Below are 14,946 nucleotides of genomic sequence, written 5' to 3' on the forward strand. Positions count from 1 at the left end.
GTCTATTCCAAGCGAGGGATGTATGTCGATTGCGCCAATTGCTGCGCCTTAGATAAAACCGCTTTCGAGACGGCGGGCAAGATTGTTTCCGTGATAATCGATAGTGTATCCGCGTAAAGTAATTGATACCTTTTCGTCCGGCCGAGTCGCACCGCCTGGTCTCTGGCGTTTTCAATTGCTTGTTTCGCAGCGAGCAGTCGCGCGACTACGCGAGGGTCATCCAGTGGCACAAGTGAACCCGGGCAGGTGCTACAACGTGTGAAGTTCAAACAGCGACTCCCTATTGGCGACGTTCCATCGAGTCCTGCGAACGGATCGCGACACTCAAAACCAAATACAGTATCGGCGGCATTCTCGCTCCGAAAATTTGCATCGCTATCCTTCATAGGTGAACGATCGCCGCTCCGGGCGTGCCTAACCAGCTTCCCCTGAAACTCTGCAATAACTCGATGATGTGACAGTCCAATACTGTCCGCATGCGTGTATAGGGCAGTCGTGCGTGCATCCGCATGGTTTAGCCTACGTCTGGCTACGTCGATGGTCCCAGCCTGTCGATAGTGTGCCCAAGCAGAAGCTGGACGTAAGTCTTTGAAATCAAACTCCGGCAATTTATGACGGCGCAAGAAATCGGAAAGGTAATTATGAAGAGACTGCACGCTCGGGACTCTGGGCTCGTGACTTCTGACTCCCCGCGCAAGAAAAACGCAGTTTCGTTCAGCGATGCTCGCGTGCGGCCGGATCTCTTTGTTGAGAGCCGTCAACCTACGTATGAGATTGGGTGCAGACCACTCTTTACGAGTGGGAAAATCTACACGCTGTTCGCAATGCGCCCGTGGCTTATACCAACTCAGACATTCAAGATCGTCCCGCAGAGGATGAGCATTGATACAGTCGACTTGAATCATTCTAATCGACATTGGATTCCCGCCCGTTTGAATTAGTATCGCCAAGTAAAATGGCAAAACGTCTTCGATCGTCACGAAAAGGTCCTTGATGATTCTCATCAGGCCGCCGAGTTGTGCAACACGGCCAGCTAGAGCAAGACCGCTCCGGTTAACAACCTGTTGCCCCGGGATTTGACCTTGGCCAATTCTCAGCAAGTCACCGACTGTCTGCACAAAGAGTTGATGCAACAAGTCTCCTCTGTCACCAGCGACCATCAATTTCCGACTGGTCATCAAGCGTGATTCTGTGACTTCGATCTCTGCATAACAGGCCGCCAGCACATTGCGAATCGTGGACACTTCGATTTTCAACCTAGGAACCGGCGCCTCTCGTATAAAGGGTGCAGCTACGAGACATGCATTCTGCGGCACTATTCCAGGCACGTTGCGTGCGCACCAGCGGAGAATGGTGAACGCTGTCTGTTGATGACTTTGCGCGGTCGACTCCCTCAAATCAGCCCTCCCGATCCACTCATGAAACAACTCCGCAATTGATTCTGGGAGCGGCAACTTTCGATGGATCTTCTGTTCTTGCAGACAGAGGATCAGCTTCCTTATGCAACGATGGGCCTGCTTCTGCGTCTCGATGGCTGTGTGTCCGTACTCAGCAGCATGCGCCCGCAGAAATGCGGATGCCATTGCGGGCGAGACATCAAGTGCGGAAAGATCGAACCTCACGACGACTTCCCCGTCCTCGCCGACCAAGCTATCGCACAAGTGCGCCTTCTCGCGCCTCAATCTCATGCTGATGCTCCGTAAAGGTACTCAAGAGCGCTGACGACAGCATTATTGGTAACGTCCATTGCGCGCAAATATAGCTCGGTTGTTTCGCTATGCGCGTGCCCCATAAGCACCTGCAGTGTTTTAAGCGAGTTCCTCGCTTCACCTATTTGGCCGACACTGATGCGGTCCAAAAAGCGGAGCACATTTACGGCATATGTGTGACGCAAATGATGTAATGTGGCATCGGTGCCGATCAAGGTGGCACATCGTCTAAATTCTCCCGAAAGTGAACGACGAGAAAGAGGGCGGCCGTTTTGACCCAGAAAAACGTAGTCTTCAAACCCAGGATCAGGTTCATATCGATCAGTTATTACGTACCACTGAGTTTCCTCGATGAGCGATGTTGGCACGTACACCGTAAGTTCTCTGCCGCCTTTTCTGCTGATCTGTACTTTTGCCAGTCCATCTTCCTGAAATGGAAGAGTCTCAGGTCGCGGAAGTGCCGAGCACCGAAGAATCGCCAGTTCGAATCGGCGAAGGCCCGTGACTAGTGCCCAACGGAATGCAAGCTTGTACGGGTGTCGTACAAGGCTGAACAATCCCCGAAGCTCGTCAGGCCCCAATAGCCGCGGATGACGGCGAACCACACGAGGAGACAGCCTTCTACCGCATGCGTTCGGGGACAACAAATAGGCGCCCAACGGAGACGGATATCCATTGTTTTGGCACCACTTATGAAATTGGATCACAACAGCCACACGAAGGTTGGCAGTTGCGGTTGATGTTGAATTCCGTCCGTAGCCGCGAGAATGGCAGAGTTCGGCCCGAAACAGTTGAAGCAATTCCTCGCTGGCCTCATCCAAAGTCAGACCGACCGCGGAGACGTAGCGCAGCCATGAAAGAAGGCTTTCGCCATAGGTCCGAGCGGTGTCGTCTGTGACTCCGCGACTTGTAATGGCGCATCGCGCAAGAAACAAGGTGGGTGCCCAGACCGGTATCCCGAAGGAATCCACCACGGCTCTTAATGTTGGGAGAGGTGAATAGCGGCACAGGACATGTTCGAATGCAGTCACACCGGCCGCGTTACAGAGCTCGCGCCAAGTCCCGTAGACGTTCGGGCGAAGTGATACAAGGCGGAAAATTTCTTCCTGCATATGAAGCTCCCACGATAACGATGCATCGCCATCAAATACTCTGCTCGTGTATCTGGAGAAATAAAACATACAGACAACCGACTTCACCTAATCCCGGAATTCGACCGGCACGTGCTCGAAATGCTGCGCGAGCCGCTGGAGGCCGGCCGCATCACGATCTCGCGCGCGGCTCAGCAAGCCGACTTCCCGGCCGCGTGCCAGTTGATCGCCGCGATGAACCCCTGCCCGTGCGGCTGGCACGGCGATCCGTCCGGGCGCTGCCGCTGCTCGCCGGACGTCGCCGCGCGCTACCTGCGTAAGCTGTCTGGGCCGCTCGTCGACCGCATCGACATCCAGATCGACCTGCCCGCGCTGTCGCCGGCCGAACTGGCGACGCGCGTAACGGCGCCCGGCGAGCCGAGCGCCGCGGTGGCGGCACGGGTCGCGCAGGCGCGTGCGCTGCAACTCAATCGGCAGGGCAAGACGAATCACATGCTGAGCGGTCGCGAGACGGACGACCTGTGCCGCCCGACCAACGAAGGCGAACGGCTGCTGCGCGAGGCCGGCGAGCGCTTCGGCTGGTCGGCGCGCGCGTATTACCGCGTGCTGAAAGTCGCGCGGACGATCGCCGACCTGGCCGGCGACCCGCTGCCGACGGCCGCGCAGATCGCCGAAGCGATCCGCTACCGACGCGCGCTGACGGCGCTCTGAGCGCTCTCGGAGGACAAAATCCGGCTGTCAAGACTTGACTTATGCACAATTTCGCGAATCCGGCCCCGGATCCCGGCTCGGCGAGACCTTTGCGGCACGGAATCCGTATCCCATTGTTTTGATTGATTTTTCTCAAAACGCGAGCGATCCGCCAAACGGGCCGAAAGGCCGTCTGGCGTGGCTCAGCGGGAAATTCGGGCAACTTTTCAACAAAGTTATCCACATGCGCTGTGGATAGCCGAAAAAACCCCGCAAAATCCGACGACTAGCGCCGAAAGCTGCGAATGAACTTTCAGTTGTCACAGAGTGTCTGAGCGCCCTCGCCGGCCGCCGTCAGTCGAGTTTGAAAGACCCGAAAAACTGGTCGAGCTGCTCCTGCGTGAGCGGCCCGTCGGCAATCACGACCGCCTGGTACGCGTGCCGGCCGCGCGTGACGAGCCGCGCGACGATCGTCTTGTGCGCGCGATCGCCGCCGGCGGCCGCGCCGGCGATGCGCAGCTCGAGCCCGTTCACCGCACCGCCGGCCGCGAGCGGCACGGGCACCGCAGCCGTCTGCGGCGCGCCTTCGAGGTTGCGGGACAGCCCGGCGCGCAGGAACTCGAGCGCCGCACGGCGCGTGTCGTCACGGTCGTCCGGCAGCGTGAGCGTGCCGACCGCGAACACCGCGCCGTCAACGTGCGCGGCCTGCATCCGCATCGGCATCGATGCGCCGCCGATCGCCACCGGCTGATTCTCGACGGTCGGCTTCGCCGGCAGGTCGATCGTGTAGCCGGCATCGTTGTGCAGCGTGCGCCAGTCGTACGACGGCGAGCACGCGGCCAGCGCAACGCTCACGCACGCGAGCGCGGCGAAGTGTCGCAGCGGACGAAAAAGGGGGCACAACGAAACGGTGACTTCCTTCGGCATGGCGTGGGTCGGGCAGGCAAAACGGGCATTATCCGCCGAACGTGGATTCCGGGATGTGTGGCCGCCGCCGGTGCGCGCGCCGCATTCGCGCTAAAATGAGCGCCGAATTTCGATGTCCTTTGCATTGATCCGCGTCATCGACCGACTCCGAGAGCACCAGATGAACACCACGCCTCCCGCCCGGCGCAGCGCCGGCCCCGTCCGCTACATCGTCGCCGCCGTCGTCGTCGCGGCGATCGCCGTCGCCGGCTTCTTCGCATTCAACGGCAAGTCCAGCGTGCCGGACGCCACGTTCACGCTGCTGTCGGGCCAGAAGGTCTCGACTGCAGGCGATCTGAAAGGCAAGGTCTATCTCGTGAACTTCTGGGCGACGAGCTGCGCGACCTGCATGCAGGAAATGCCGCAGATGGTCGATACCTACAATCGCTTCAAGGGCCAGGGTCTGGAATTCGTCGCGGTCGCGATGAACTACGATCCGCCGATGTACGTCGCGAACTATGCGCAGACGCGCCAGTTGCCGTTCAAGGTCGCGCTCGACGACGGCAGCGTCGCGAAGCAGTTCGGCAACGTGCAGCTCACGCCGACGACCTTCGTCGTCGACAAGGACGGCAAGATCCTGAAGCGCTACGTCGGCGCACCTCAGTTCGCAGAACTCGACGCACTGCTCAAGAAGGCACTCGGCAGCAACGCGGCCTGAGCGCCGCCGATCCGGCTCGAAGGGCCGCGCACCGCGCCCTTCTCCGCACGACGGACCGCACGACCGGGCAACCCGGTTCCGCGGTCCGTCTGCTTTTCAGCGCTCGGTTTCGCCTTTCGCCGACAACCCGTAGCGCTTCATCTTCTCGTACAGCGTCGCCTTGCCGACATGCAGCCGGTCGGCCGTCGCGGCAACCGCGCCGCCCGTCTGGTTCAACGCCTCGGCGATCACCGCGCGTTCGAATTGCTCGATGCGCTCCTTCAGCGTCTGCTCGTTGTCGGCTTCGTCGCCGCCCGCGCCCGTCTCCTGCGGCATGTCGGCCACGCCGAGCACGAAGCGGTCGGCCGCGTTGCGCAGTTCGCGCACGTTGCCGGGCCAGTCGCGCTGCATCAGGCTCGCGCGCTGCCGGTCGGTCAGCACCGGCGCGGGCCGCGCGTAACGTACGGCCGCATCGAGCATGAAATGCTCGAACAGCGGCACGATGTCCTCGCGGCGCTCGGCAAGCGGCGGCAGCGCGATCGTCACGACGTTGAGGCGGTACAGCAGGTCACGCCGGAACGTGCCGGCCGCGACGAGCTCGCTCATGTCGCCCTTCGCAGCCGCCACCACGCGGCAGTTCACGCGGATCGGCTGGTTCGAGCCGAGCCGCTCCAGCACGCCGTCCTGCAGCACGCGCAGCAGCTTCACCTGCAGCGCGAGCGGCATGCTTTCGATTTCGTCGAGAAACAGCGTACCGCCCGACGCGTATTCGAGCTTGCCGACCCGGCGCTTCGCGGCACCGGTGAACGCACCGGGCTCGTAGCCGAACATCTCCGACTCGAACATCGGCTCGGGCAGCGCGCCGCAATTCACCGCGATGAACGGTTTGTCGCGGCGCGGCGACAGCTCGTGCAGGCTGCGCGCGATCAGCTCCTTGCCGGCGCCCGTGTCGCCGTTGATCAGCACCGACGCATCGGTCGGCGCGACGTTCGCGATCAGCTTGCGCACCTGCTCGATCGCGGGGCTGCGGCCAATGATGCGCGGCGCGACGACGTTCTGCCCGGCCAGCTCGCGCCGCAGCGCGTGGTTCTCGAGCACGAGCTCGCGCCGCTCGAGTGCGCGGCGCACCGTCTCGATCAGGCGCTCGGCCGCGAATGGTTTTTCGATGAAGTCGTACGCGCCGTCGCGCATCGCCTGCACGGCCATCGAGATGTCGCCGTGCCCCGTGACGAGGATCACGGGCACGTCGGGCACGCGCTCGCGGCACTGCGCGAGCACGTCGAGCCCGCTCGCGCCAGGCAGCCGGATGTCGCTGACGATCGCGCCGGCGGTATCCGCGACGATCGCCTTCTCGGCCGCTTCGGCCGACTCGAAGCCGGCGACGTCGAACCCCGCCAGCTGAAGGCTCTGCACGCTTGCCCGGCGAACGAGCGCATCGTCTTCGATATAGATCACTTGCAGCCGGTTGGCCATCGTACTCACTTGCTCCTGACGGGCCGCGCGGCGGCAGCGCGCGCGGCGTCGTTGATACCGATCGTGCGCCGATCGGGCGGGCGGCGGGGCGCGCCTAGCGCGGCGTGCCCGCCGGCTCGGACACGGAGTCCGGATGATGCGTGCGCGTGCGCCGCAGCGTCAAGACGAACAGCGCGCCGCCCGACGGCGCGTTGCGCGCGGTCAGCGCACCGCCCGCGTCGCTCGCGATCGACGACGAGATCGCCAGGCCGAGCCCGAGCCCGCGCCCCATTTCCTTGGTCGTGAAGAACGGCTCGAACAGGCGCGGCAGCAGGTCCGGCGCAATGCCGCAGCCGTTGTCGCGCACCTCGACCGCGAGCGTGGCCGCCGACACCGCGATCGTCACTTCGATCGCCGGCGCCGCAACGCCGGCCACCGCGTCGAGCGCGTTGCCGAGCAGGTTGATCAGCACCTGTTCGAGACGCAGATCCTCGCAACGGGCGACGAGTTCGGGATAGTCGCGCGCCAGGTCGAGCGGCGCATCCTGGGCGGGCGACACGGTCGCGTCCTGCAGCGTCAGCGTGAGCGCGACGCCGCGCAGCCGCTCGTCGAGCAGCGACAACACGCTGCGCAGCGCACGCACGACGAGCGCCTGCTCGTTGCGCGGCTTCGCGCGGCCGACGAACAGCTTCAGCTGGTTCGTGATCTTGCCCATCCGCTCGGTGAGCGCGGCGATCGCCTCGAGGTTCTCGCGCGCGGCGCCCTGCTCGCCGCGATCGAGCAGCACGCGCGTGTTGTCCGAGAAGCTGCGCAGCGCCGCGAGCGGCTGGTTCAGTTCGTGCGTGATGCCGGCCGCCATCTGGCCGAGCGCGGCGAGCTTGCTCGCCTGGATCAGTTCGTCGTGCGCGGCGCGCAGTTCCTGCTCCGCGCGGATCCGGTCGCCGACCTCCTTCTGCAATTGCTCGTTCGCTTCCGACAGGTCGGCCGTGCGCTCCTCGACGCGCCGGTTCAGCTCCGCGTACGCCTGCTGCAGCAGCGCGCGGCCGCGGATCATTTCGCGCACCCGCGCGCGGCGCATCCGCCAGTAGAACGCGAGCAGCGCGACCGACACGAAGCCGAAGCCCGTGACGATCGTCGCGTTGCGCGCATCGGCGTCGACGGGGGCGACCGGCGCGAGCGTGACGAGCAGCCAGTCGGGCTCGCCGATCCGCCGCTTGCTCGCGAGGAAGCGCGGCGCACGCAGGCCGGGGCCGAGGCGCACGATCTCCGCATCGGGGCCGAGCACCTGTTCGATGCGCAGCGGCAGCGGCGTGACGGGCTGCTGCGCGTACTGGCGCGTCTCGTAGATCGACGCGGCGACGGGCCCCGTCAGCGGCCGCAGCGTGTGGTACTTCCACGCGGGCACCGACGACAGGAACACGACGCCGTGATCGTCCGCGACGACGAGCGGCTCGGACGCATCGGCGCCCTGGAACCATTCGAGGTTGAGCTTCACGACGACGACGCCCGCGATCCTGCCGTCGCGCCACACGGGCTGCGAGATGTAGTAGCCGGGATCGCGCGAGATCGTGCCGATCCCGAAGAAGCGGCCGACCTGCCCGTTCATCGCGTCGAGAAAATACGGGCGGAAGCGGTATTCGATCCCGACGAAGCTTTCGGGCGCGCGCCAGTTGCTCGCGGCGACGCACAGGCCGTCCGCGCCGATCACGTAGGTGACGGTCGCGTGCGCGTGTTCGTTGAGGTCTTCGAGATAGCGGTTGACGCGCGCGGTGTAGTCGGCGCGCTTCGGCTCGGCGAGCAGGTCCTGCACGTACGGATGGCTGCCGAGCAGATAGGGCAGCGATTCGTAGCGGTCGAGTGTGCTCTTGAGCGCGTTGGTGGTGCGGTCGACGCGCACTGCGGCGTTGCGCTGCAGCTCCGCGACGCCTCGCCGCCAGGTGATCGTCCACGTCAGCGTGCACGCCGCGGCGAGCACGGCGGCAAGCACGACGAGAATGAGCAGGCGGCGCGTCACGGTCGAGGCTTCCTGGCGATGCGGATCGCCTATTGTGTCATAGGCCTCCGCCTCGTCGCCCTGGCCGCCGCGGGCCGCGCCGCCGGCGGGCGGTGCCGCCGCCTGCTCGTTCATGGTGTCAGACGCCAGCCGTCTCGGTCGTCGTGACCTCGCCGCCGCCCGTCAGCGCCTGGCGCAGCTTGTTGCGGTCGAGCTCCTTCTCCCAGGCCGACACGACGACCGTCGCGACGCCGTTGCCGACGATGTTGGTCAGCGCGCGGCATTCGCTCATGAAGCGGTCGATGCCGAGGATCAGCACCATGCCCGACAGCGGGATCGTCGGCACGACGGCGAGCGTCGCGGCGAGCGTGATGAAGCCCGCGCCCGTGACGCCGCTCGCGCCCTTCGACGTCAGCATCGCGACGGCCAGCAGCGTGAGCTGCTGCATCCACGTCAGTTCGATGTTGGTCGCCTGCGCGATGAACAGCACGGCCATCGTCATGTAGATGTTGGTGCCGTCGAGGTTGAACGAATAGCCGGTCGGCACGACGAGGCCGACGACCGAACGCGAGCAACCGGCCTTCTCGAGCTTTTCCATCAGCTGCGGCAGCGCGGCTTCCGACGAGCTCGTGCCCAGCACGATCAGCAGCTCTTCCTTGATGTACGACACGAAGCGGATGATCGAGAAGCCCGTGAAGCGCGCGATCGTACCGAGCACCACCAGCACGAACACCACCGACGTCAGATAGAACGTGCCGATCAGCTTGAGCAGCGGCACCAGCGAGCCGACGCCGTACTTGCCGATCGTGAACGCCATCGCGCCGAACGCGCCGATCGGTGCCAGCTTCGTGACGATGTGCACGATGCCGAACAGCACGCGCGTGAGCCCGTCGATGAAGTCCGTCACCACCTTGCCGCGCTCGCCGAGGTGCGCAAGCACGCTGCCGAACAGCAGTGCGATCAGCAGGATCTGCAGGATCTCGCCCTGCGCGAACGCATCGACCATCGTGTTCGGGATGATGTGCATCAGGAAGTCGACCGTCGACTGCCCGTGTGCCTTCGCCGCATACGACGCGACGGCCTTGCCGTCGAGCGTCGCCGGATCGATGTTGAAGCCGACGCCCGGACGCAGGATGTGCGTCGCCGCGAGGCCGAGCAGCAGCGCGAAGGTCGACACGATCTCGAAGTACAGCAGCGCCTTGCCGCCGACGCGGCCCACCTTCTTCATGTCCTCCATGCCGGCGATGCCGGTGACGACCGTACAGAAGATGATCGGGCCGATCACCATCTTGATCAGCTTGATGAACCCGTCGCCGAGCGGCTTCATGTCGGTGGCGAGCGCCGGGTAGTAGTGGCCGAGGATCACGCCGACGATGATGGCGAAGATCACCTGCACATAGAGCACTTTGTAGAAGGGTTTCTTCTTCACGATGGTTCCTGCTGAAGTAGATGAGCCGATGGAAACGGCGTCACGCGCGCGGACGAATGTCAGGGGAAGAATCTTTCGCCCGCGCGGCTGCCGTGCCGCAACAAGCGATGCCTCAGGACGTCCGGAGGGGAAGGAAGGCAGTGGTCATCGATTGTCTCCTTGCTTGCTGTAGTAGTTCGGCCGGGGGATGGCCGTGCGCTTTATATTGCAAGGTCGATGCCAGGTGTCCGGAAGCCCTCAAGCCGTTGTTTTTATTGTATTTCTCATAATGTGGCAGGCAAGGAAATCCGGGATTCCGGATTTCCGGAAAACATCCGTCCGGCGATCCGGACGGATATCCCATTTCGTCTAATGAATCAATGCTGCACGGCGCGGCCGGCGAGCACGCCCGTCTGCGCGTAGAACTCCTGCTGCGCGAACGCGTCGCGCTCGCGCCGTGCGCGCTCGCCGCGATCCAGCAGCGAGCCGACGACGATCCCGATGAACGCGAGCGGCACCGATACGAGCGCCGGGTTGTCGAGGAACACCGGCGCATGCGCGTGGTGCAGCACGTCGACCCACACCGACTTCGACAGCACCGTGAGCGCGACCGCCGACGCGAGGCCGAGGCCGCCGCCGAGCACCGCGCCGCGCGTCGTCATCCCGCGCCAGAAGATCGACATCGCCAGCACCGGGAAATTCGCGCTCGCAGCCACCGCCGCGACGAGCCCGACCATGAACGCGACGTTCACGTGCTCGAACAGGATCGACAGCCCGATCGCCACCGCCGACAGCGCGATCGTCGCCGCGCGCGAGATGCGCATCTCGACGCGTTCGTCCGGTTTGCCGCGCGCCCACATCTGCGCGTACAGGTCGTGCGAGATCGTCGTCGCGCCGGCGAGCGTCAGGCCCGCGACCACCGCGAGGATCGTCGCGAACGTGACGGCCGCGATGAAGCCGTAGAACCAGTTCCCGCCGACCGCCTGCGCGAGCTTCACCGCGACCATGTTCGAGCCGCCGAGCAGGTCGTGCGTGAGGTTGAACGAGCCGTCCGCGCCGAGCTTGAAGAACTCCGGATGCTGCGCGAGCAGCACGATCGCCGAGAAGCCGATCACGAACGTCAGCAAATAGAAGTAGCCGATGAAGCCGGTCGCGTAGAGCACCGACTTGCGCGCCTCCTTCGCGTTCGGCACCGTGAAGAAGCGCATCAGGATGTGCGGGAAGCCGGCCGTGCCGAACATCAGCGCGATGCCGAGCGACAGCGCGTTGGCCGGATCGCGGATCAGCTTGCCGGGGCCCATGATCGACAGCGCGCCCGGATGCACGGCCACCGCGCGGCGGAACATCTCGTCGACGCTGAAGCCGAATTCGCTGAGCGCGAGCACGACGAGCAGCGTCGCGCCGCACAACAGCAGCACGGCCTTGATCACCTGCACCCAGGTGGTGGCCGTCATCCCGCCGAAGAACACGTACACGACCATCAGCACGCCGACGATCAGCTCGGCCGTGCCGTACGACAGCCCGAACAGCAGCTGGATCAGCTTGCCCGCGCCGACCATCTGCACGACGAGGTACAAGACGACGATGGTCAACGAATTCGCGGACGTCAGCAGCCGGATCGGCCGCTGCGCGAAACGGTACGCGACGACGTCGACGAACGTGAACTTGCCGAGGTTGCGCAGCGGCTCGGCGATCAGGAACATCACGAACGGCCAGCCGACCAGGAAGCCGATCGAGTAGATCAGCCCGTCGAAGCCGAACATGAACACCATCCCGGACAGCCCGAGGAACGACGCAGCCGACATGTAGTCGCCCGCGATCGCGAGCCCGTTCTGCAGCCCGGTGATGCCGCCGCCGGCCGTGTAGAAGTCGCGCGTCGAGCGCGTGCGGCGCGCGGCCCAGCGCGTGAGCGCGAGCGTCGCGAACACGAACGCGAAGAACATCCCGATCGCGACCGGGTTCAGTTCGACCTTGCCGGGCATCGGGCCCGCAACGGATACCGCGTGGGCGGCGGAGGAAACGAACGCTACGGGAACGGCAAGCGCGCCGAGCGCGATCGAGGGTCGTCGCATGTGGGCCTCCGTCACGAACGCTGCAGGATCGCGTCGACGCGGCGGTCGAACGCACGGTTCGCGCGCAGCACGTAGCACGCGGTCAGGCTGATCGCGACCAGGATGATCGCGACGCCCGTGGCGATTCCGACCGTCATGGTCGCGCCGCGGTACAGCGGCGCGGCGAGCACGTGCGGCGCGAGCGCGACGAGCAGGATGAAGCCGTAGTACGTGGCGATCATCAGCGCCGTCAGCGTGAAGCTGAAGCGGCGCCGCGCACGCACGAGCTGCTGGTAGTCACGGCGCGCCGTGACCGATTCGATGACGGAAAGCTCCATGGTGTCTCCTGTCGACCAGAGTTAGCGCTTTAGCGCTTACTCGGGTCCCATGCTTCGCGGTCGACCAGAGTTAGCGCTTTAGCGCTTACTCGGGTCCCATGCTTCGCGGTCGACCGGAGTTGGCGCTTTAGCGCTTACTCCAGTCCCCGCAGGGCGACCTCCTCGTCGTCGCGAGGGGTGTTTTGTGGATGGCCGGCGCGTCTACCGATCCGCCCGCGCCGCGGCGGCAAGAAATGCGCTACACGACGCGATCCGCACGCAGCCGCGCGACCTCGTCGGCCGACATCCCGAGCCAGCCACCGAGCACCGCATCCGTATCCGCACCGAGCACCGGTGGCGCACCGCGCACCGGCAGCCGTGCGCCGTCGAACCGATACGGCGGCGCAAGCACGTCGACGCCGCCCGCGACCGGGTGCGGCTGCCGCGTGACGAGCCCCGCGCTCGTCGCGCGTTCCGACTTCAGCGCTTCGTGCAGCCCGAGCACTTCCCCGCACGGAATGCCCGCATCGGCGAGCGCCGCGAGCAACGTCGCGCGCGACCGGCTTGCGAGTTCGCGACGAATCTCCGGCAGCAGATCGGCGCGACTCTCCGAGCGGCCGAGGTTGGTCTTGTAACGCGCGTCGGCCGCGAGATCGGGCCGCTCGATCGCCTCGCAGAAGCGCGCGAACTGCGTGTTGTTGCCGACCGTGATCACGAGCGGGCCGTCGGCCGCGTCGAACACGCCGTACGGCACGATCGACGGATGCGCGTTGCCGTAGCGCGGCGGGTCCTCGCCCATCAGCAGCGCGTCGAGCCCGTAGTACGCGGTGATCATCAGCCCGCAGTCGAACAGCGCCATCTCGATGCGCCGCCCGCGCCCCGTCGTATGGCGCTCGTACAACGCGGCGAGGATCGCCTGCGCCGAATACATGCCGGTGAACAGGTCGACCGCCGCGACGCCGAACTTCAGCGGCGGCTGGCCGGCTTCGCCGTTCAGCGCCATCAGCCCGGCCTCGCCCTGCACGACGAGGTCGTAGCCAGGCCGTGCGGCCTCGGTGCCCGAACGGTCGTAGCCGGAGATCGCGCAGTGCACGAGGCGCGGATTCAGCTCGGCCAGCGCGTCGTAGCCGAGCCCGAGCTTTTCCGCGCCGCCGAACTTGAAGTTGTGAAGCACGACGTCGGCCTGCGCGGCCAGTTCGCGTGCGAGCCGCTGCCCTTCGTCGGTCTGCAGGTCGAGACAGATCGAGCGCTTGCTGCGGTTCACGCTGTTGAAGTAGGTCGTCTCGGTGTCGCCGATCCTCAGGCCCCAGTCGCGCGTATCGTCGCCGCGCGCCGGATGCTCGACCTTGATCACTTCCGCGCCGAAATCGGCGAGCACCATCGCGCACCACGGGCCCGCGAGCACGCGCGAGAAATCGAGCACCTTCACGCCGGCCAGCGGCAATGCGCGCGATTCGTTCGTCATCCTTGTCTCCTCCATTCGCGTCGTTCGTTCTTACGGTTTCGACAGCGCGATATAGCGCGCGAGATGGTGATCCTCGTCGCCGAGCTGGTGATCGATCATCACGAGGCGCTTCGCGTAATGCGACAGCGGAAGCTCCCACGTCATCCCGATCCCGCCATGCAACTGGATGCTCTCCTCGGCGACGAGCGTGCCGATCCGGCCGATCGTGTACTTCGCCGCCGCGAGCGCGCGTTCGCGCACCGCGCGCGGTGCATCGAGCTGCGCAGCTGCGTTGATCACGGCCGAGCGCGCCTGCTCGACTTCGAGCAGCAAGTCGGCCATCCGGTGCTGCAGCGCCTGGAAGCTGCCGATCGGCAAACCGAACTGCTTGCGCGTACGCAGGTAGTCGAGCGTGTATTCCTTCGCGACGTCCATCGCGCCGAGCGCTTCCGCCGACAGCGCAAGCAGCCCGTAGCCGAGCACGCGCTCGAGCAGCTCGGCACCCGCTTCACCGTCATGCGCGCCGAGCGCGGCATCGGCCGGCAGCGCGACGCGTTCGAAGCGCACTTCGGCCGCGCGGCCGCCGTCGATCTTCTGGTAGTCGCGCAGCGATACGCCCGGTGCGTCGGCCGGCACGACGAACAGGCCGATGCCGGACGCATCGTCGTCGTGACCCGACACGCGTGCGCTGACGACGAAGAACGCCGCCTGCGCGGCCTGGTCGACGACACCCTTCGCGCCCGTCAGCAGCCAGCCGTCGCCCGAGCGCTCGGCGCGCGTGCGCACGGTCGTCAGTTCGTAGTGCGAGCCCGGCTCGTCATGCGCGAACGCGGCGCTCGCACTGCCGTCGATCAGCGCGGCGAGCCGGTCGCGATGCGCCGCGCCGCCGGCGAGCGACAGCGCACGGCCCGCGAGCAGCGCGCCGAGGAACGGCTCGACGACGAGCCCGCGCCCGACGCATTCGAACACCACGGCGATGTCGAAGCCCGCGCCGCCGAAACCGCCGTCGGCTTCGGAAAACAGCGCGCCGACCGTACCGAGTTCGGCAAAGCGCTGCCACATCGCGCGATCGAACCCCTCGGCCGACTGCGCAATGCGATCGCGCACCGGGAACGCGTACTGTTCGGCGATGAAGCGGTTCAACGTATCCGCCAGCATCCGGCGGTCTTCTGTGTGCTGAAAATCCAT

11 protein-coding genes and 1 pseudogene are annotated in these 14,946 nt (G+C 65.1%); 2 read left to right on the forward strand and 10 right to left on the reverse strand.

Translation table 11 applies throughout. The features are described from left to right. Positions 1–2: 2 nt before the first annotated feature. Both BDO18943_RS33365 and BDO18943_RS33370 read right to left on the reverse strand, forming a co-directional pair. Positions 3–1,688, reverse strand: coding sequence for a hypothetical protein (locus BDO18943_RS33365; protein ID WP_175025633.1), 1,686 nt, complete (start codon positions 1,686–1,688; stop codon positions 3–5). Then, positions 1,685–2,821 carry a tyrosine-type recombinase/integrase gene (locus tag BDO18943_RS33370; protein WP_175025634.1) on the reverse strand — a complete coding sequence of 379 codons (1,137 nt, stop codon included), beginning with the start codon at positions 2,819–2,821 and terminating at the stop codon, positions 1,685–1,687. Before BDO18943_RS33370 ends, BDO18943_RS33365 begins: the two co-directional genes overlap by 4 nt. Positions 2,822–2,911: 90 nt before the next feature. On the opposite strand from BDO18943_RS33370, the pseudogene BDO18943_RS33375 reads away from it, so the two are divergent. Continuing rightward, positions 2,912–3,511, forward strand: a pseudogene (locus tag BDO18943_RS33375) (ATP-binding protein); the annotation flags it as partial. Between the two features lie 333 nt (positions 3,512–3,844). Here BDO18943_RS33375 and BDO18943_RS33380 read toward each other — a convergent pair. Then, positions 3,845–4,417 (reverse strand): hypothetical protein, encoded by a 573-nt coding sequence (locus tag BDO18943_RS33380; protein WP_175025635.1) that lies wholly within the window; start codon positions 4,415–4,417, stop codon positions 3,845–3,847. Positions 4,418–4,577: 160 nt separating this feature from the next. Between BDO18943_RS33380 and BDO18943_RS33385 the strand changes: the two genes are divergently transcribed. After that, a complete protein-coding gene (locus tag BDO18943_RS33385) occupies positions 4,578–5,114 on the forward strand; it encodes a TlpA disulfide reductase family protein (RefSeq protein WP_166965148.1) in 537 nt (178 codons plus the stop codon). Positions 5,115–5,210: 96 nt separating this feature from the next. On the opposite strand, the gene BDO18943_RS33390 is transcribed toward BDO18943_RS33385, so the two are convergent. The 7 genes from BDO18943_RS33390 to BDO18943_RS33420 all read right to left on the reverse strand — a co-directional run bounded on the left by BDO18943_RS33390 (position 5,211) and on the right by BDO18943_RS33420 (position 14,946). Then, on the reverse strand, positions 5,211–6,566 hold the full coding sequence (locus BDO18943_RS33390) for a sigma-54-dependent transcriptional regulator (protein WP_043187179.1): 1,356 nt from the start codon (positions 6,564–6,566) through the stop codon (positions 5,211–5,213). 94 nt (positions 6,567–6,660) lie between these two features. Then, positions 6,661–8,673 (reverse strand): sensor histidine kinase, encoded by a 2,013-nt coding sequence (locus tag BDO18943_RS33395; protein ID WP_175025636.1) that lies wholly within the window; start codon positions 8,671–8,673, stop codon positions 6,661–6,663. 4 nt (positions 8,674–8,677) lie between these two features. Next, complete coding sequence (locus BDO18943_RS33400; protein WP_011353316.1) at positions 8,678–9,967, reverse strand: dicarboxylate/amino acid:cation symporter; 1,290 nt, start codon at positions 9,965–9,967, stop codon at positions 8,678–8,680. A gap of 356 nt (positions 9,968–10,323) precedes the next feature. After that, the gene (locus tag BDO18943_RS33405; protein WP_175025637.1) at positions 10,324–12,018 is read right to left on the reverse strand and encodes a cation acetate symporter; all 1,695 of its coding nucleotides are present in this window, start codon (positions 12,016–12,018) and stop codon (positions 10,324–10,326) included. An 11-nt stretch (positions 12,019–12,029) separates the two neighbouring features. Further along, the gene (locus BDO18943_RS33410; RefSeq protein ID WP_089431721.1) at positions 12,030–12,335 is read right to left on the reverse strand and encodes a DUF485 domain-containing protein; all 306 of its coding nucleotides are present in this window, start codon (positions 12,333–12,335) and stop codon (positions 12,030–12,032) included. 238 nt (positions 12,336–12,573) lie between these two features. Next, positions 12,574–13,779, reverse strand: a complete 1,206-nt coding sequence (locus BDO18943_RS33415; protein WP_175025638.1) for a CaiB/BaiF CoA transferase family protein — start codon at positions 13,777–13,779, stop codon at positions 12,574–12,576. A gap of 30 nt (positions 13,780–13,809) precedes the next feature. Next, positions 13,810–14,946, reverse strand: coding sequence for an acyl-CoA dehydrogenase family protein (locus BDO18943_RS33420; protein WP_175025639.1), 1,137 nt, complete (start codon positions 14,944–14,946; stop codon positions 13,810–13,812).

Source organism: Burkholderia aenigmatica, from assembly GCF_902499175.1.
Taxonomy (GTDB): domain Bacteria; phylum Pseudomonadota; class Gammaproteobacteria; order Burkholderiales; family Burkholderiaceae; genus Burkholderia; species Burkholderia aenigmatica.